Source organism: Streptomyces sp. NPDC040410 (assembly GCF_055595715.1).
Genome location: NZ_JBVIVK010000013.1, coordinates 194245 through 211849 on the forward strand (window position 1 = coordinate 194245; position 17605 = coordinate 211849).

A 17605-nucleotide genomic window follows, 5' to 3' on the forward strand; every position below is an offset into this window, starting at 1 on the left:
GGCGCGGGCCCAGTGGCCGGGTCCCACATCAGTACCGGCCCGTGCGCCGGCCTCGCGCCGAGCCGGCCGTGCCGACGCCCGGGAGCCCACCGCGGGCACCTCCTCGTGCCCTGTCGTCACATTCCCGCTGCCCCCGTGCGGACGACGGGAATGCGACGACAGGACCTAACGCGACTCGCCGGGAGACGACCCGTTCGACGGCGCAGGAGCGGTCTCGGCGTCGTGGGAGCTGGTCCGGATCACCTCGGCCACAGTCAGCTCGTAGGAGGAGTACCACCGTTCGCGGCCCAGCTGCTGCGCCACCTGATGCTCGGGGTCGGCACGCCACTTCTCCAGGGTTTCCGCGTCGCGCCACATGACGACCGCGAGGCGCTCACCGTCCTCTCCCGTGTAGTGCTTGACCTCCACGAGATCGGACCCGGCGATGTCGCGGACCCGCTTGCGCATCTCGTCCTCGGTGGCGTAGTAGTCCTCGCCCGCCTGATCGGAGAGGCGCGACTTGAAAAGGATCACGAACATCCGGAGTCCTCCAGGGTGACTGTGTCCGGGGCGAGGAGCTGCGTGCAGGCACGCAGCCGGCTGTCGGACGCCGTGACGAGCTCCACGCCGTACCGGCCGAGGAGGCCCTCCACGAGGTGGTCCAGGCGCTTGTCGTTCCTCAGCACCGAGGCGTAGCTCTCCTCGGTGAAGGCGCACTGCTCGTACAGGGGCACGAACCGGTCGGGAAAGAGGTCGCCGAGACGCTTCCGCAGGATTCCCTTGTCGTGGGCGGTCTCTTCCTGCGGCGGGTTGGCCATGGTGTGGTAGTGCTGGTAGGAGAGCCGGGTGATCGCGTCGGCGTCCTCGACGCGTGACTTCTCGTAGGCGGCCAGGGCCGCCGTCCAGTCCTCGGTGGAGCCGAGGCAGTCGACGAGGGTGCGGGCGTCCTCGAAGCCGCAGTTCATGCCGTGCCCCATGAAGGGGGCCATCGCGTGGCAGGCGTCTCCGAGCAGCGCGAACGTGTCCTGCCAGACCCATCGGTCGCAGCGTACGACCGTGAGCGTGGAGACGGACTTGGCGGCGAGCTGTCCCGCGATGTCCCCGATGGCGGCGGCCGGTTCGGGGAAGCGGCCGGCGAACACCTCGAACAGGTCCTGGCCGCTGTGGACCGTGGCGTAGGAGGGCGCCGGCCCTTCGAGGCGCATGAACAGGGAGCCGGAGTACTCCCCCGACGGCATGGGGAACGCGGCGAACAGCGTGTCACCGGTCGGCCAGTAGTGCATGGTTCTGCTGTCGAGCCAGCCGCCCGGCACATCGATCTCCTGATAGGCCAGGTCCAGGTTCCGCACCTCTGCCGGTGCGGTGCGGGCAGCCAGGGCGGCACGGGCCGTGGAATGTGCGCCGTCGCAGCCGAGGATGCGCCGACACGTCAACCGCTGCCGGCCGTGGCGGTCTTCCACGAACACGGCCGGTTCGTCCAGGTCCACGGAGCGCACCCGCTGCTCGAAGCGTATGCGTACGCCCGACGTCGCCTCGGCGGCGTCCAGCAGGATGTGATGCAGCCGCTCCCGCTCCACGGACCAGATGGGCTGCCCGTCCCGGCTGTACGGGGTGACGTGGGAGCTGCCGTCGGGCAGGTGCGCGCAGCGTCCGTGCAGGGGGACGCATATCTCCCGTACCGCCTGATCGAGACCCAGGTCCGACAATACGCGCCAGCCTCGCGCGGACAGCATCACCGTGAGGGACCGCCCCTGTCCGCCGGCACCGCGGCGTGGGTCCGCCCGCTTCTCCAGAATCGTGACCGGTCCGAACCGGGGGGCGAGATACATGGCCGTGACCGCACCGACCAGACCGGCCCCTACGATGACGATCTCAGGATTTCCCTCCGCTCGGCTCTCGTCATGTCCGTGCATGGCATCGCCGTCCCATCGAGTGACTTTCGTTCCGCCGACAACCGTCGTCCGACGTCGGATTCGGGGCGCGCCCTTCGGCCAGGTCCGGTGTCCTGTCGTCACATCCCCGTCGTCCGCCCGGAGGGCGTGAGGGAACGTGACGACGGGGCTCAGGGCTGCCCCAGTTCCGCCAGAACCACGGCGCCCACCTCCTTCGTGCTCAGGGACCCACCGAGGTCGGGGGTGACTCTTCCGGCGTCGACGGCCACCGCGACTGCCCTGCGAACGGCGTCTGCCTCGTCGGCATGGCCCAGGTGCTCGATCAGCAGCGCCGCGGAGAGGAGGGCGGCGAAGGGATTGGCGAGCCCTTTCCCCGCGATGTCGGGTGCGCTGCCGTGCACGGGCTCGAAGAGACCGTGTCCCGTCGCGGGGTTGAGACTGGCCGACGCCGCCACACCGAGGCCGCCCGCGAGGGCGGCGGTGAGATCGCTCAGGATGTCGCCGTAGGAGTTGTTCGTGACGATGACGTCGAAGGCGGTCGGATCGGTCGCCAACTTCATCGCGGCGGCGTCCGCATAGAGATGTGACGTGTCGAACTCCGGGTGCCGTGCGACCGCCTCGTGCCAGCAGCGCTGCCACAACTGCCCGCCGTTGCGGACGGCGTTGGCCTTGTCCACCATGCACACCGACCGTCGCGCCACCGAGAAGGCGAAATCCATGATGCGCGACACACCGTGATGGGTGCTGAGGTCCACGTCGATGGCGATTTCCTGCGGGGATCCCATGCGTGTGCCGCCGCCGACGCCGCTGTACAGCCCTTCGGTGTTCTCCCTGACGATCACACAGTCGATCGCGCGTCGCGTCGCGTCGCGCAGGGGGCTGAGCCGGTCGTGCAACAGCCGTACGGGACGGTAGTTGGCGTAGAGGTCGAGTTCGAGGCGCAGTGTGGTCAGGACGCTCCGCACGTACGCAGTGTCGCCCAGCCTCGGGTCCCCGACCGCACCGAGCAGCGTCGCGTCGCCGGCCCGGATCCGGTCGAGATCGGCCTCGGACAGGGCACACCCGGTACGCAGATACGTCTCCGCGTTCACGTGGTCGAGGACATCCACCCGCACACCGAGTGCGAGAGTTTCCAGGGTGTCCAGCGCCGGTTCGATCACTTCCGGCCCGATACCGTCACCGGGAATCACGGTGATCGTCTTCGCCGCGGGACCCCCGGCACGAGGTTCACTCATGTGTCGCTCACGCCCGGCTCCGGCGTACGACGTCCGCGACCAGGCCGGCCACGTCGGTCGTCACGTGGAAGTGCCCTCCCGGCCGCACGCTCAGCGTGAACTCACCGGAGGTGAGGGGCGCCCACTCCCCCAGTCGCGTCTCGTCCACCAGCGGGTCGCCCACGCCGTGATAGCAGCGCACCGGGCAGGACAGTGGCCGGGTCCCGGGGCGGGGCTGGTAGGTCGCGTGGGCCCGCAGGTCCGAGCGCAGCGTCGGCAGCAGGAGCTCGCGCAGCTCGGCGTTCTCGGCGACACCGGGTTCGATGCCGCCCAGCTCGCACAGTTTCGTCCAGAACTCGTCGTCGGGGGCCAGGTGGATGCCGTCACCGCCCATGTGTCCGGGCGGGAGCGCGGCGGAGACGCACAGCTTTCGCGGCTCCTCGCCCGCGTCCCGCAGTACCAGGGCGGTCTCGTAGGCCACCACCGCGCCCAGGCTGTGCCCGAAGAACACGTAGTCGCTCGGGGGGAGCCGCAGCAGTTCCGCCGCGGCGTGGCCGGCCATCGCGGCCACATCGTCCAGGAGTGGCTCCCCGAACCTGTCACCGCGGCCGGGGTACTGGACGGCCATGAGCGACACGCCGGGCGGAACCGCGGTGGACCACTCGCCGAAGGCGGTCGCCGAACCCCCGGAATGCGGGAAGCACACCACCCGAACGTCGGGACGGTCGACGGCGGTGAGGGACCGCATCCAGCCCCGTTCCCGTATCCGGCTCATCTTCTCCGCCTTTCTCGTCGGCCATCGCTTCGCCGTCCTATGGTTTCCGCTCCATGCGAAGTCACGGAATCCGCAGGAAAGATGTCGGCAAGACATCAGCGGCGCCGCGTGGCCGGCCCGTGACGATGCGAGGGAAAGGAGGATCCCGGATGAGTCCGTCACTCGATATCACCGGCCCGGCATCGAACTCGCCGGGGTGCCGCCGCGCATCCGCCTCGACTTTCCGTCCGCCTACGGCCGTTGCCCCGTAGGTCTCCCTCCGCGGTCGACCTCCTGAAGGGAACGCGATCATGCTCGACGGTTTTGTGCCCTGGCCCGGCCACATCGCGGCGGACCTCCGCCGGACCGGAGTCTGGCTCGGCCGGCCGATCGGTGACCTGCTGCACGAATCCTGCCTGCGGCATGCCGACCGTGTGGCCGTGGTCTGCGGCGAGCGCAGGATGACCTACGCGGAGCTGTCCCGACGCGCCGACCGGCTGGCGGGCGGCCTGATCGAACTGGGCATCAGACCACTGGACCGGGTCGTCGTACAGCTGCCCAACGTCCCCGAATTCGTCATTCTGGTCTTCGCTCTGCTGCGGGCCGGAGCCATTCCGGTCCTTGCGCTGCCAGGGCACCGCAAGGCCGAGATATCCCATCTGTGTGCCCATTCCGGTGCGGTGGCCTACGTCGTGAAGGACGAGTTCGGCGGATTCGACTTCCGCACGCTCGCCCGGGAGATCCCCTCGGTCCGGCACGTGCTCGTCAGTGGCGACGCCCAGGAGTTCTCCTCACTGGAGTCGCTGGGCAGCGAGGGTGTCGCCCTGCCCCGCGTGGACCCGTCCGAGCCGGCGCTGTTCCTGCTGTCGGGGGGAACCACCGGACTGCCGAAACTGATTCCCCGGACCCATGACGACTACGTCCACGTCATGCGGGCCACCGCGGAAGCGATGCGCGTCGGCCCGGAGGTGGCCTACCTCGCGGTCAATCCGGTCGCGCACCAAGCGGCGCTCGCCTGTCCGGGTGTGCTCGGCAGTCTGCTGCTGGGCGGCAAGGCGGTCCTCACGTCGAGTGTGCGGCCCGACGAGGTGTTCCCGCTGATCTCGCGGGAGAACATCACCGTGACCACGCTCGTGCCCTCCGTACTGCGGCTGTGGGCCGACTCCGGACGGGAGCCCGGCGAACTGACCCGACTGCTCATCCAGGTCGGCAGCGCCCCGCTCGACCCGGCACTCGCGAGCCGGGCGGGTCGGGTCCTCGGGTGCCGGATCCAGCGGTGGTACGGCATCAGCGAGGGGCTGCTGACCCACACCAGGCTCGACGATCCGGACGAGGTGGCAGTGAACACGGACGGCCGGCCCATGTCGCAGGGCGATGAGGTCCGGATCGTCGACGAGTCCGGGAAACCCGTGCCCGACGGGGAGCCCGGCGAGATGCAGGTACGGGGTCCGTACACGATCCGGGGGTACTACCGGGCGCCCGAGGAGAACGCCCGTTCGTTCACGCCGGACGGCTTCTTCCGGACCGGCGATCTCGTCCGGCGCAGGCCGGACGGCAACATCATGATCGTCGGAAGGATCAAGGACGTCATCAACCGGGCCGGTGAGAAGGTGTCGGCGGAAGAGGTGGAGTCGCAACTGCGCACCCACCCGGCCGTACAGGACGCGGCCGTGGTCGGCGTCGCGGACACCGTGCTCGGCGAGCGGACGTACGCGTTCCTCGTACTGACCGGGGCGGACGTCCGGACGTCCGCGATGAAGGAGTTCCTCCGGGGGCGCGGCCTGGCCACGTACAAGATTCCCGACCGGCTGGTCCCGGTCGCCCGGTTGCCGCGCACCCCGATGGGCAAGGTGGACAAGAAGGCGCTGCGCGCGCTGGCCGCCACGTCGGCAAGGTGACCGGCTCGGAGGCACCGGCAGCCTCCTCGGTCGGCCGCTCCTGACAACCGCCCTCGCCCCGTCCGGTGGAAGGCCCAGGGATCCGCGGCGACGCGGGTCCCGGGCCGGTCGGTCCGGCCTCCGGCCTCCCGCTTCCCGCTTCCCGCTTCCCGGTGAGGGCGCACGCGAACTCGTCGGCGTCCACGTCCGCTTCGCCCACGTGCCGCGAGCGGTGCGAACGGACGCTCCTCGCCTCGTATCCACGCCGTACCGCCATGGGCCGGCCCGGGCACCGCCACGGGCCGGCCCGTGGAGTCAGGGGTGCTGGTCGGACACTCCGGCGGAGTCGAAGGTGGCCATGTCGCGCAGGGTGCGGACCGCCGCCTGCACCAGCGGCAGGGCCAGCAGGGCGCCGGTGCCTTCGCCGAGCCGCAACCCCAGGTCCACCAGGGGATGCAGTCCGAGGTGTCGCAGCGCGACGGTGTGTCCGGGCTCGACCGAGCGGTGTCCGGCCACGCAGGCGGCCAGGGCCTCCGGTGCCAGTGCCGCCGCGATCAGAGCCGCCGAAGAGGCGATCACGCCGTCCAGGATCACCGGGACTCGGTGAGCGGCGGCGCCCAGGACGAAACCCGCGATCGCGGCGTGTTCCAGTCCGCCGACCGCCGACACCGCCCCGACCGGGTCATCGGGGTCCGGCCGGTGCAGTTCGAGAGCCCTGCGCACCACGCCCGCCTTGTGCTGTCGGGTCGTTTCGTCGATTCCCGCGCCGAGGCCCGTGACAGCGTCCGGGTCCGCCCCGGTGAATGCGGCGATCAGCGCCGCGGACGCGGTGGTGTTGGCGATGCCCATGTCGCCGGTGAGCAGGCAGCGGCAGCCCTCGCCGACGAGTTCCGCGGCCACACCGATCCCGGTCTCGATCGCGCGGACGGCCTCCTGGCGGGTCATCGCAGGGCCGCGGGTCATGTCCGCGGTCCCGCTCCGGACCCGGCGTCGTAGCAGCCTGCCCAAGGCAGCGTCCCCGGCAGGCACCGGCGTTGCGACGCCCACGTCCACCACCACGACCCGGGCTCCGGTCTGTGCCGCCAGGGCGTTCACCGCGGCGCCCGAGGCCAGGAAGTTGGCGACCATCTGAGTGGTCACCTCCTGCGGCCAGTTGCTGACGCCCTGGGCGTGGACACCGTGATCGGCGGCGAAGACGGCCACCGCAGCCGGCTCCGGCAGCGGCGGGGGACAGCTGCCGGCCAGACCTGCGAGCTGGACCGATATCCCCTCCAGCAGCCCCAGCGACCCGGGCGGTTTGGTCAGGTGGTTCTGGCGGTCCCGGGCTGCGGCGAGCGCGCCGGGGTCCGCGGGTGTGATGGCCGCCAGAGTGCGCTCCAGCCGCAGGCCGAGGGCGGGATCGGAGCCGTCGGCGGGACCGGCGGCCGGAGAGCGGGCGGGATCGGAGCCGTCGACGGGACCGGCGGCCGGAGAGCGGGCGGGATCGGAGCCGTCGACGGGACCGGCGGCCGGAGAGCGGGCTGGATCGGAGCCGTCGACGGGACCGGAGGCCGGAGAGCGGGCTGGATCGGAGCCGTCGACGGGACCGGCGGCCGGAGAGCGGGCTGGATCGGAGCCGTCGGCGGGACCGGCGGCCGGAGAGCGGGCTGGATCGGAGCCGGATGAGGGCGTCACGAAAGAAGACCTTCCGCTGTCGGCGGTTCTCCACGCCACCGAGTCGGGCCGCGCCCGGGCGGGTCGTGCCTGGCTGCGGGACGGCCGGAATGTCCTGGCTCCCGGATCTCGGTGCCCTGCCGCCTGTACGGCCCGGGCACCGGCGCCGGCTCCCGGCCTTCCCAGCGGCCGGCTCGCGCCGGTTGCCAGTGGCCGTCAGCGGGAGGCGGCTCCCCGGTCACAGTGGCGGGCCCGCCCCGGACTTGGGCCATCGGCCCGCACCGGAGTTCCTCCGCATCCGTCACGGGCATCGTGCCATACGCCGCCCCGACTCCTGAAGAGCCCCGGCCCGGCGACCGCGACCCTGGCGACCGGGCGGCCCCGTCCGGTGCCTGCCTCGCACGTCTTCTGTGAGTGTGGAGGGTCTACGGGCGTGCGGCGGACTACCGAGCGGGACACGAGTGGCCCGTGATGCAATGGGGGCACAGAGCGGATCTCGGGGTGGAGTGGGGCGTGTTGAGCAACGGGGGGCCGGGCGCGGGGAGTTTCCAGCCGCTGGAGGACGGCGATCCGGAGGTCGTGGGCGGCTACCGTCTGGCGGCGCGGCTCGGGTCCGGCGGCATGGGGCGGGTCTATCTCTCGCACACGCCGGGCGGACGGGCCGTCGCGGTCAAGGTGATCCGGCCGGAGCTGGCCGAGAACACCGAGTTCCGCAGGCGGTTCCGGGCCGAGGTGGCCGCGGCGAGCCGGGTGCACGGGCTCTACACGGCTCCGGTCGTGGACAGCGACACCGAGGGATCCGTGCCGTGGTGTGCGACCGCCTATGTGCCGGGACCGTCCCTCGACGATGCGGTGCGCGACCACGGGCCGCTGCCCGTCGACACCGTGCTGCGGCTGGTCGCCGGCGTCGCGGAGGCACTGCAGGCGGTACACCGCGAGGGCATCGTGCACCGGGACCTCAAGCCGTCGAACGTGCTGCTCGCCGCCGACGGACCGCGCGTCATCGACTTCGGTGTCGCGCGGGCCGCGGACGCCACGTCGCTGACGCAGAGCGGGATGTCCCTCGGCACAGTCGCCTACATGGCGCCGGAGCAGGTGCTCGGCGGGGAGGCCGCCGCCTCGGCCGACGTGTTCGCGCTGGGCCAGACCGCCGTCTTCGCGGCGACGGGCGGAGCCGCCTTCGGGGACGGGGACCCGCACGCCGTGCTCTACCGGGTGGTGCACGAGCAGCCCGACCTCAGCCAGGTGCCGGTGGAGATACGGGAGTTGGTGGCGTGGTGTCTGCGCAAGCCCGCCGCCGAGCGCCCCTCCGTCGAGGAGGTCATCCGCTCCGTGACGACGATCCAGGCCCAGCGGGGTGACGATGCCCGGCCGACGTCCGGGGCGTGGCTGCCGGGGCAGCTGGCGGCGGGGATCGCCGCGCGGACCGAGAAGGCCGATCAGGCCCGGGCGGGAGCGGGACCGGCCACTCTTGGACCCGGCGCTCACAGTCCAGGCGTCTTCGGCCCCCCGATGGCCTGCTCCCCCGCGTCGTCGTCCGATGCCGCGCCGCCCGGGCCGTACGTGATGGGGCCCGGAGCCGCGCAGGGCGGGTACGCTCCGCCCGCCTGGCCGCAGCAGCAGCCGGCCGCCGCGCAGACCTCCTCGGTGGGCATGGCGGGCATGGGCCGCCGCGGGGCCCGCATGTGGATGCTGACCGCGGCTGCCGTCGTACTCGTCGCCTGCGGGGCGACCGCCGCGTTGCTGTTTCAACCGGAGAGCGCCGGCAAGAGCGACGGCCGGGTCCAGGAGGAGGCCGCGTCGCAGTCCGCTCCGGCTGCCGAGGCGTCGCCGTCCGCATCCGGCTCTCCGTCCGCCGAGGGATCGAAGACGTCGGAGCCCTCCAAGTCCGCGCCGCCGCCCGGCGCTTCGGGGCCGGCGACGCCCCCACGGGCCACGACCTCGGCTCCCGCGAGCGTCGCGGCCAGCAAGCCCGCGGCCCCGAAGGACCCCGTCCCGGTGACATACCCCGGAATCCGGATGACCGGGAGCCATGACCTGTATCTGGCGGACGCCCCGGTGCGGTCCAAGGCCGACACCGGGAGCTCGGACGAGGATCTGACGTACGCCGTCTACACCTCGGGCGCGGTTCTCGCCCCCGGCACCACCTCCGGCAGCTCCCTCGCCCTGCTGCCCGCGGGGCGGCAGGGGAGCCTGGAGGCGTGCAAGGCGGCGACCGGCTACAAGAGTTACATCTGGGTCAAGGACCTCACCGCCGGCCGGCAGATGTGTGTCATCAGCGGGACGGGACACGTGGGGCTCGTGACGTATCGGGGCTCGTCCGGGACGGCCTACGTCACCTTGGACGTGAAGGTGTGGCGCGACGCGGCCTAGACGGTGCCTAGCCCAGCACCGCGAAGCCGTCCAGTTCCACCGTCGCGCGCTCGTCCCAGAGGCGTACGACCTCGACGACCGCCATGGCCGGATAGTCGCGGCCCGCCAACCGGCCCCAGATACCGCCGAGTTCGGCCGCGTGGGTGCGGTACGCGGCGATGTCGGTGGTGTGGACGGTGACGCGCGCCAGGTCGGCGGGGGTGCCGCCGGCTGCGCGCAGGGCCGTGAGGAGATTGGTGAGGGCCCGTTCGAACTGCTCGGGGAGGGTGTCGCCGACCACCCTGCCGTCCGGGTCAAGGGCGGTCTGGCCGGCGAGGAAGACGACCCGGGAGCCGGTGGCGACGACCGCGTGGGAGAAGCCGGTGGGCGGGGAGAGTTCGGGCGGGTTCAGCCGCTCGGCAGTCATGCTCCGGCCTCCCGGTTCGCGTACAACTCCTTGGCGATGATGCCGCGTTGGACCTCGCTCGCCCCTTCGTAGACGCGCGGGGCGCGAACCTCGCGGTAGAGGTGTTCGAGGAGGTGGCCACGGCGCAGGGCGCGGGCGCCGTGCAGCTGAACGGCGGCGTCGACGACGTACTGTGCGGTCTCGGTGGCGAGCAGCTTGGCCATCGCGGCGCGCTTCGGAACGTCTGGAGCGCCTTCGTCGTACGCCGTCGCCGCCGCGTACACCATGAGGCGGGCCGCCTCCGTGCGCAGGGCCATCTCGGCGACCGTGTGGGCGACGGTCTGCAGGTCCTTCAGCTTGCCGCCGAACGCGTCCCTTCGGGAGGTGTGGGCGAGGGTCGCGTCCAGCGCCGCGAGTGCCATGCCGACGGCGAAGGCGCCGACGCTCGGGCGGAAGAGGTTGAGGGTGCCCATGGCGACCCGGAAGCCTCGGTCGGGCTCGCCGAGCACGTCGTCCTCGGTCACCGGGACGGCGTCGAAGCTCAGGGCGCCGATGGGGTGGGGCGAGAGCATGTCGAGCGCCGTGCCGGTCAGGCCGGGGCGGTCGGCGGGCACGAGGAAGGCGGTGACGCCGCGGGCGCCGGCGCCGGGGGTGGTGCGGGCGAAGACGGTGTAGAAGTCGGCCTCGGGGGCGTTGGAGATCCAGCACTTCTCTCCGGTGAGCCGCCAGCGGGCAGGACCATCGGGCTCGGCACCCAGGGCCGGACCGCCGGGCCCGGTATCCACAGCCGGACCGTCCGGCCCGCTATCCACAGCCGGACCGTCTGGCCCGGCACCCCCGGCCGTACCCTCAGGCCCGGCACCCCCAGCCGGACCCTCAGGCTCGGCACCTACGGCGGCGGCCCGGCCGCCGGACCCGACGGCCGGCGAGTCGCCCACCCCGGCCTTTCCCGGTTCCGCTCGCAGAGCCAGGGCCGCCGCGTCCGACCCCGCACCCGGCTCGCTCAGCGCGAACGCGGCCACCGCGGTGCCCTCGGTCACCCGGGGCAGCCAGCGGGCGCGCTGGGCCGGGGTGCCGTGGCTGTGGAGCGGGTGTGCGCCCAATCCCTGGAGGGCGAGCGCGGTCTCGGCCTCGGTGCAGGCGTACGCCAGGGACTCCCGCATCAGGCAGAGGCCGACGGCACCGGAGGTGAACAGACGTGGCAGCAGCCCGAGTCGGCCGAGCTCGGCGACGAGTGGCCGGTTGACGTGTCCCGGCTCACCCTTGTCTGCGAGGGGGCGCAGCCGTTCGGCGGCGAGGGTACGCAGCTCGGCACACCATGCGGTTTGCACCGGATCGAGCGAGAATGCGGGCATCGCCGGTCCTCTCTCCTTGTGACCTTCAGCCACCCTCCCGACGATATCGCGCCCCGTTGACTGTCGTCACCAACGCGATACGCTCCTTGCGCGAGCACCGATGCGCGAGCCCACCACGACTGCGCGACCCCACCACCACAAGGGGGCGACCGTCATGAACGTCTCGGCCCACGTCGACACCTTCGCGCGCGACCACCTCCCGCCGCGCGACCAGTGGCCCGAGCTCCGCTTCGACCTGCCGGAGCTGCGCTACCCCGACCGGGTGAACTGTGCCGCCGAGCTGCTCCACGGCGCCCCGGGGGACCGACCGGCGTTCCGTACGGCCTCGGGTGAGACCTGGACGTACGGTGAGCTGCGCGCCCGCGTGGACCGCCTCGCGCACCTGCTCACCGGCGACCTCGGCGTCGTACCCGGCAACCGCGTGCTGCTGCGCGGCCCCACCAGTCCCTGGCTTGCGGCCTGCTGGCTGGCGGTGCTGAAGGCGGGCGCGGTCGCCGTCACCGTCCTGGCCCAGCAGCGCCCGCACGAGCTGAGCACGATGTGCGAGATCGCCCGGGTACGGCACGCGCTGTGCGACGTCCGGGCCGTCGACGACCTCGCCAAGGCCGGGGTTCCGGGTCTGCGGATCGCGACGTACGGCGGCGACGCCCCCGACGACCTGGTGCGCCGCCCGGCGCCCGGCACGCCCTACCCCGCCGTGGACACGGCGGCCGACGACGTCGCGCTGATCGCCTTCACCTCCGGCACCACCGGGCGCCCCAAGGGCTGTATGCACTTCCACCGGGATGTGCTGGCGACAGCCGACACCTTCTCGAAGCATGTACTCAGACCACATGTGGACGACGTGTTCGCGGGCAGTCCCCCGCTCGGCTTCACCTTCGGACTCGGCGGACTCGTGATCTTCCCGATGCGGGCCGGCGCCAGTGCCCTGCTCCTCGAACAGGCCGGCCCCAAGCAGCTCTTGCCCGCGATCGCCGAGCACCGGGTCTCCGTGCTGTTCACCGCGCCGACGGCCTACCGCGCGATGCTCGACGAGCTGGCCGCGTACGACGTCTCCTCGCTGCGCCGCTGTGTGTCGGCCGGCGAGAACCTGCCCGCGGCCACCTGGCAGGCCTGGCACGAGCGGACCGGGCTGCGGATCATCAACGGCATCGGTGCCACCGAGCTGCTGCACATCTTCATCTCGGCGGCGGACGAGCACATCAGGCCCGGGACTACGGGAGTTCCCGTACCGGGGTGGCAGGCGCGCGTGCAGGACGAGAACGGCGAACCGGTACCGGACGGCGAGCACGGGCTGCTCGCGGTACGCGGGCCGGTCGGCTGCCGGTATCTCGCCGACCCACGGCAGCGGTCGTACGTGCACGACGGCTGGAACATCACCGGCGACACCTACGTCCGTGAGAGCGACGGCTACTTCCGCTACGTCGCCCGCGCGGACGACATGATCATCTCCGCCGGGTACAACATCGCCGGGCCGGAGGTCGAGGACGCGTTGCTGCGCCACCCGGACGTGGTCGAGGCGGCGGTGGTGGGGAGGCCCGACGAGGCGCGCGGCCAGGTGGCCGTGGCCTTCGCCGTCCTCAAAGAAGGCGCGCCGCGGGACGCCGAGGCGCTGCGGGCCTTCGTGAAGGCAGAGCTCGCCCCCTACAAGTGCCCGCGCGAGATCGTCTTCCTGGACGCGCTGCCGCGCACGGCGACCGGCAAGCTGCAGCGGTTCAGGCTGCGCGCCGATGGTGCCCGGCAATGATGGCGACCAGCATTGACGCCGACGACATAAGATGATCAACGTGTCCGAACCGCACGCTCCCCGGTCCCTCATCGTCACGCTCTACGGCGCGTACGGCCGCTTCATGCCGGGCCCGGTGCCCGTCGCCGAGCTGATCCGGCTGCTGGCCGCGGTCGGCGTGGACGCCCCCTCCGTCCGCTCGTCCGTGTCGCGGCTCAAGCGGCGCGGACTGCTCGTGCCGGCCCGTACGGCGCAGGGCGCCGCCGGCTACGAACTCTCCCCGGACGCCTGCCAGTTGCTCGACGACGGCGACCGGCGCATCTATGCCACGGCGCCGCCCGGGGACGCGGGCTGGGTGCTCGCGGTGTTCTCCGTGCCGGAGTCCGAGCGGCAGAAGCGGCACGTACTGCGCTCGCGGCTGGCCGGCCTCGGCTTCGGTACGGCGGCCCCCGGGGTGTGGATCGCCCCGGCCCGACTGTACGAGGAGACACGGCACACCCTGCAGCGGCTGCGCCTCGACCCGTACGTGGACTTCTTCCGCGGCGAGCACGTCGGCTTCGCACCGACCGCCGAGGCGGTCGCGCGGTGGTGGGACCTGGCCGCGATCGCCAAGGCGCACGAGGCGTTCCTCGACCGGCACGCGCCCGTACTGCACGACTGGGAGCGCCGGGAGGACACCCCGCCCGAGGATGCCTACCGCGACTACCTCCTCACCCTGGACTCCTGGCGCCACCTGCCCTACACCGATCCCGGCCTGCCCGCCCGTCTGCTCCCCGAGGACTGGCCGGGGGCGCGCTCGGCCACCGTGTTCAGGGCGCTGCACGAGCGACTGCGGGACGCGGGGGCGGCCTTCGCTCAGGTGTAGCCCCCGGGGCACCAGGCTTCGCGGGCGACGCGGCCGAGCTGGGCCTGCGGTACATGATCCGGGACGCCGAAGTCCGGTACTACGCGGGCCAGTTGGCTTCAGGCTCGCTGCGGGGCGGCGAACGGAATCGGCCCGGACGGCGGCCTGGATGTCGTCCGTCCCGGCGGCGGCAGCGACCGCCGCCGGGTGGGAATCGACCGCGCGCATCCAGAAGAGCCGTCCGGTCCGCTCGTCAGCTCCCCAGTGCGAGCCGGGGTTTCGGGGCGTCCGTGCGTCCGGTCTGCGGACGGCGGCTGCCCGCCCGGTACGGGGCGGGCCAGACGACGCCGGGCCCCTCGTAGTCCTGCTCGGCCGCCGCGTGCAGCGTCCAGTGCGGGTCGTAGAGGTGTGGCCGGGCGAGTGCGCACAGGTCCGAACGACCGGCCAGGATCAGGGAGTTGACATCGTCCCAGGAGGAGATCGCGCCGACCGCGATCACCGGGACGCCGGTGGCGTGGCGGATACGGTCCGCGAAAGGCGTCTGGTACGACCGCCCGAACTCGGGCCGTTCGTCGGCGACGACCTGCCCGGTGGACACGTCGATCGCGTCGGCACCGTGCTCGGCGAACGCCCGGGCGATCTCCACGGCGTCCTCGGCGGTGACCCCGCCCTCGGCCCAGTCGGTGGCGGAGATGCGGACGGTCATGGGCTTCTCCTGCGGCCATACGTTCCGGACGGCGTCGAAGACCTCCAGCGGGAAGCGGAGCCGTTTCGCGGGCGAGCCGCCGTAGGCGTCGGTGCGCCGGTTGGTCAGCGGGGAGAGGAAGCCGGAGAGCAGGTAGCCGTGTGCGCAGTGCAGTTCGAGGAGGTCGAAGCCGACGCGGGCGGCGCGCCGGGCGGCGGCCGTGAACTGTTCGCGGATGTCGGTGAGCTGGGCGCGGGAGAGCCGGCGCGGGGTCTGGCCGTCGGGTCTGTACGGCAGCGGGGAGGCGGCCACGAGCGGCCAGTTGCCGTCCTCAAGGGGCTCGTCCATACCCTCCCACATCAGCTTGGTCGAGCCCTTGCGGCCGCTGTGGCCGAGCTGCACGCCGATGGCGGTGCCCGGCGACTGCCTGTGCACGAAGTCGACGACGCGTTTCCAGGAGTCGGCCTGTCCGCCGGTGTAGAGGCCGGTGCAGCCGGGGGTGATCCGCCCTTCCTCGCTGACGCACACCATCTCCGTCATCACCAGTCCGGCGCCGCCGAGGGCCCGCGCGCCCAGGTGGACGAGGTGGAAGTCGCCGGGGACGCCGTCCGTGGCCGAGTACATGTCCATCGGCGAGACCACGACCCGGTTGCGCAGGGTCAGACCGCGCAGCCTGAACGGCGTGAACATCGGGGGCGTTCCGGGTGGGCAGCCGAACTCGCGCTCCACGGCTTCGGTGAAGCCGGCGTCGCGCAGGCGCAGGTTGTCGTGGGTGACGCGGCGGCTGCGCGTGAGCAGGTTGAAGGCGAACTGACGGGGCGGCTGGTCGAGGTACAGCTTCAGGTTCTCGAACCACTCCAGGCTGGCGCGGGCGGCGCGCTGGGTGGAGGCGACGACCGGCCTGCGCTCCTCCTCGTAGGCGGCCAGCGCGGTGTCCAGGGAGGGCTGTTCGTCCAGGCAGGCGGCGAGGGCGAGGGCGTCCTCGACGGCGAGCTTGGTGCCGGAGCCGATGGAGAAGTGGGCGGTGTGGGCGGCGTCGCCCAGGAGGACGACGTTCCCGTGCGACCAATTCTCGTTGACCACGGTCCGGAAGGTGGTCCAGGCCGACTTGTTGGATCGCAGGGACCGGCCGCCGAGCGCTTCGGCGAAGATCTTGGCGCAGCGCTCGACGGACTCGTTCTCGTCGAGTTCCGCGAAACCGGCCGCACGCCACACCTCCTCCCGCATCTCGACGATCACGGTCGAGGCGTCGGCCGCGTACGGGTAGCCGTGCAGCTGCATCACACCGTGCTCGGTCTCGGCGATCTCGAAGCGGAAGGCGTCGAAGGCGAAGTCGGCGGCCAGCCAGACATAACGGCAGTGGTGGGTGGCCACATGGGGCCGGAACACATGGGCGTAGGCCTCTCGGGTGGTGCTGTGCACACCGTCGGCGGCGATGACCAGGTCGTACGACGCCGCGAGCCCGGCCGGGGACGGCGCCTCGGAGCGGAATCGCAGCTCGACACCCAGTTCACGGCAGCGGTCGTGCAGGATCTCGAGGAGGCGCCGGCGGCCGAGGGCGGCGAAGCCGTGTCCTCCGGAGGTTTGGCGTGTGCCGCGGTGGACGATGTCGATGTCGTCCCAGCGGATGAAGTCGTTGCGGAGGGCCTCGTAGACGACCGGGTCGGCGTGTTCGATGCCGCCGAGGGTCTCGTCGGAGAGGACCACGCCGAAGCCGAAGGTGTCGTCGGGGGTGTTGCGTTCCCAGACGGTTGTCTCGCGGGCGGGGTCGAGGCGTTTCAGCAGGGCGGCGGCGTAGAGGCCACCCGGGCCGCCGCCGATGATCGCCACCCGCAGGGGGTGCCTGGTCAGGTCTTGCGAGTGCGGGTTGTCTGTTGCTGATCGCGCCCCGCGGCGGAGCCGCACATCGACACCGCCCCGCGCCAGTGAGGTGGGCATGCTTACCGCCCCTTCCATTTGGGAGGGCGCTTTTCCGTGAACGCCGCGTGGAACTCCGCGTAGTCCTCGCCGTTCATCAGGAGGGCCTGCGTCGAGGCGTCCAGTTCGACCGCGGCCGCGAGCGGCATGTCCAGCTCGGCCGTGAGCAGGGCCTTCGTCTGGGCGTACGCGAGGGCCGGGCCCTCGGCCAGGCGGCGGGCCAGCGCCTGTGCGGCCTCGTCCGTGCCGCCCTCCTCGGTGAGTTCGCTGATCAGGCCGATCCGCTCGGCCTCGGGCGCCCGTACCGGCTCGCCGAGCATGAGGAGCCGGGTCGCGTGGCCGAGTCCGACGACCCTGGGCAGCAGATACGCAGCCCCCATGTCGCCGCCGGACAGTCCGACCCGGGTGAAGAGGAAGGCGAAGCGGGCGGTGGGGTCGGCGACCCGGAAGTCCGCCGCGAGTGCCAGCACGGCTCCCGCACCCGCGGCCACCCCGTGCACCGCCGCGATCACCGGGAACGGGCACTCCCGTACGGCCCGCACGACCTGCCCGGTCATCCGGTTGAAGTCGAGCAGCTGGGCGGTGTCCATGGCCAGCGTCGCGCCGATGATCTCGTCGACGTCGCCGCCGGAGCAGAACCCGCGCCCCTCGCCGGCCAGCACCAGAGCCCGTACGGATTTCTCCCGGGACAGCTCGGCGAGCAGGTCGCGCAGGTCGGCGTAGGCGCCGAAGGTGAGGGCGTTGAGCTTGTCGGGGCGGGCGAGGGTGACGGTGGCGACGGCGTCGTGAAGGTCGACGCGCAGATGCTTCCAGCGTGGGGTGCGTTCGGCGGAGCCGGTGAAGGGACTCATGAGGTGCGGCCTCCTCGTACGGACGGCGGGCACTGGCTCACGGAGCTCTACCCGTCGAAACTATCACCCATCTTTGACTGTCGTCACGAGTGCGCGATAG

General features: G+C 72.1%; 13 protein-coding genes. 4 read left to right on the forward strand and 9 right to left on the reverse strand.

Annotation, left to right across the window (positions count from 1 at the left end):
• Positions 1-165: 165 nt before the first annotated feature.
• The 4 genes from ACZ562_RS25375 to ACZ562_RS25390 all read right to left on the reverse strand — a co-directional run bounded on the left by ACZ562_RS25375 (position 166) and on the right by ACZ562_RS25390 (position 3860).
• On the reverse strand, positions 166-519 hold the full coding sequence (locus ACZ562_RS25375; protein ID WP_471183255.1) for an antibiotic biosynthesis monooxygenase family protein: 354 nt from the start codon (positions 517-519) through the stop codon (positions 166-168).
• Entirely contained in the window at positions 510-1892 is a 1383-nt protein-coding gene (locus ACZ562_RS25380) for an FAD-dependent oxidoreductase (RefSeq protein WP_471183257.1), read from the reverse strand. The genes ACZ562_RS25375 and ACZ562_RS25380 overlap by 10 nt, the downstream gene beginning before the upstream one ends.
• Positions 1893-2041: 149 nt before the next feature.
• Positions 2042-3106 carry an isocitrate/isopropylmalate dehydrogenase family protein gene (locus ACZ562_RS25385; protein WP_471183260.1) on the reverse strand — a complete coding sequence of 355 codons (1065 nt, stop codon included), beginning with the start codon at positions 3104-3106 and terminating at the stop codon, positions 2042-2044.
• Between the two features lie 7 nt (positions 3107-3113).
• Positions 3114-3860: a thioesterase II family protein gene (locus tag ACZ562_RS25390; protein WP_471183263.1), complete on the reverse strand. Its 747-nt coding sequence runs from the start codon at positions 3858-3860 to the stop codon at positions 3114-3116.
• A gap of 290 nt (positions 3861-4150) precedes the next feature.
• On the opposite strand from ACZ562_RS25390, the gene ACZ562_RS25395 reads away from it, so the two are divergent.
• On the forward strand, positions 4151-5737 hold the full coding sequence (locus ACZ562_RS25395) for a (2,3-dihydroxybenzoyl)adenylate synthase (protein WP_471183266.1): 1587 nt from the start codon (positions 4151-4153) through the stop codon (positions 5735-5737).
• Between the two features lie 294 nt (positions 5738-6031).
• Here the strand turns inward: ACZ562_RS25395 and cobT are convergent, their stop codons facing one another.
• Positions 6032-7390 (reverse strand): nicotinate-nucleotide--dimethylbenzimidazole phosphoribosyltransferase, encoded by a 1359-nt coding sequence (cobT, locus tag ACZ562_RS25400; RefSeq protein ID WP_471183269.1) that lies wholly within the window; start codon positions 7388-7390, stop codon positions 6032-6034.
• Between the two features lie 492 nt (positions 7391-7882).
• Between cobT and ACZ562_RS25405 the strand changes: the two genes are divergently transcribed.
• The gene (locus ACZ562_RS25405) at positions 7883-9742 is read left to right on the forward strand and encodes a serine/threonine-protein kinase (RefSeq protein WP_471183272.1); all 1860 of its coding nucleotides are present in this window, start codon (positions 7883-7885) and stop codon (positions 9740-9742) included.
• Between the two features lie 7 nt (positions 9743-9749).
• Here ACZ562_RS25405 and ACZ562_RS25410 read toward each other — a convergent pair whose 3' ends face one another.
• Both ACZ562_RS25410 and ACZ562_RS25415 read right to left on the reverse strand, forming a co-directional pair.
• On the reverse strand, positions 9750-10148 hold the full coding sequence (locus ACZ562_RS25410; protein WP_471183275.1) for a RidA family protein: 399 nt from the start codon (positions 10146-10148) through the stop codon (positions 9750-9752).
• Entirely contained in the window at positions 10145-11482 is a 1338-nt protein-coding gene (locus ACZ562_RS25415; protein ID WP_471183278.1) for an acyl-CoA dehydrogenase family protein, read from the reverse strand. The genes ACZ562_RS25410 and ACZ562_RS25415 overlap by 4 nt, the downstream gene beginning before the upstream one ends.
• Before the next feature lie 154 nt (positions 11483-11636).
• Between ACZ562_RS25415 and ACZ562_RS25420 the strand changes: the two genes are divergently transcribed.
• Together ACZ562_RS25420 and ACZ562_RS25425 are read left to right on the forward strand one after the other, a co-directional pair.
• Positions 11637-13229 carry an AMP-binding protein gene (locus tag ACZ562_RS25420; protein ID WP_471183281.1) on the forward strand — a complete coding sequence of 531 codons (1593 nt, stop codon included), beginning with the start codon at positions 11637-11639 and terminating at the stop codon, positions 13227-13229.
• Between the two features lie 31 nt (positions 13230-13260).
• A complete protein-coding gene (locus ACZ562_RS25425) occupies positions 13261-14073 on the forward strand; it encodes a PaaX family transcriptional regulator (protein ID WP_471183283.1) in 813 nt (270 codons plus the stop codon).
• Positions 14074-14305: 232 nt separating this feature from the next.
• Here the strand turns inward: ACZ562_RS25425 and ACZ562_RS25430 are convergent, their stop codons facing one another.
• Positions 14306-16693: a bifunctional salicylyl-CoA 5-hydroxylase/oxidoreductase gene (locus tag ACZ562_RS25430; protein ID WP_471183286.1), complete on the reverse strand. Its 2388-nt coding sequence runs from the start codon at positions 16691-16693 to the stop codon at positions 14306-14308.
• The gene (locus ACZ562_RS25435; RefSeq protein ID WP_471183289.1) at positions 16678-17505 is read right to left on the reverse strand and encodes an enoyl-CoA hydratase family protein; all 828 of its coding nucleotides are present in this window, start codon (positions 17503-17505) and stop codon (positions 16678-16680) included. Before ACZ562_RS25435 ends, ACZ562_RS25430 begins: the two co-directional genes overlap by 16 nt.
• Between the last annotated feature and the right edge of the window lie 100 nt (positions 17506-17605).

Excerpts from the sequence above, each read along its gene's own strand:
- ACZ562_RS25375 (WP_471183255.1), bottom strand. The coding sequence starts at position 519 with ATGTTCGTGATCCTTTTCAAGTCGCGCCTCTCCGATCAGGCGGGCGAG.
- ACZ562_RS25380 (WP_471183257.1), bottom strand. The coding sequence starts at position 1,892 with ATGCACGGACATGACGAGAGCCGAGCGGAGGGAAATCCTGAGATCGTC.
- ACZ562_RS25385 (WP_471183260.1), bottom strand. The coding sequence starts at position 3,106 with ATGAGTGAACCTCGTGCCGGGGGTCCCGCGGCGAAGACGATCACCGTG.
- ACZ562_RS25390 (WP_471183263.1), bottom strand. The coding sequence starts at position 3,860 with ATGAGCCGGATACGGGAACGGGGCTGGATGCGGTCCCTCACCGCCGTC.
- ACZ562_RS25395 (WP_471183266.1), top strand. The coding sequence starts at position 4,151 with ATGCTCGACGGTTTTGTGCCCTGGCCCGGCCACATCGCGGCGGACCTC.
- ACZ562_RS25410 (WP_471183275.1), bottom strand. The coding sequence starts at position 10,148 with ATGACTGCCGAGCGGCTGAACCCGCCCGAACTCTCCCCGCCCACCGGC.
- ACZ562_RS25415 (WP_471183278.1), bottom strand. The coding sequence starts at position 11,482 with ATGCCCGCATTCTCGCTCGATCCGGTGCAAACCGCATGGTGTGCCGAG.
- ACZ562_RS25420 (WP_471183281.1), top strand. The coding sequence starts at position 11,637 with ATGAACGTCTCGGCCCACGTCGACACCTTCGCGCGCGACCACCTCCCG.
- ACZ562_RS25425 (WP_471183283.1), top strand. The coding sequence starts at position 13,261 with ATGATCAACGTGTCCGAACCGCACGCTCCCCGGTCCCTCATCGTCACG.
- ACZ562_RS25430 (WP_471183286.1), bottom strand. The coding sequence starts at position 16,693 with ATGGAAGGGGCGGTAAGCATGCCCACCTCACTGGCGCGGGGCGGTGTC.
- ACZ562_RS25435 (WP_471183289.1), bottom strand. The coding sequence starts at position 17,505 with ATGAGTCCCTTCACCGGCTCCGCCGAACGCACCCCACGCTGGAAGCAT.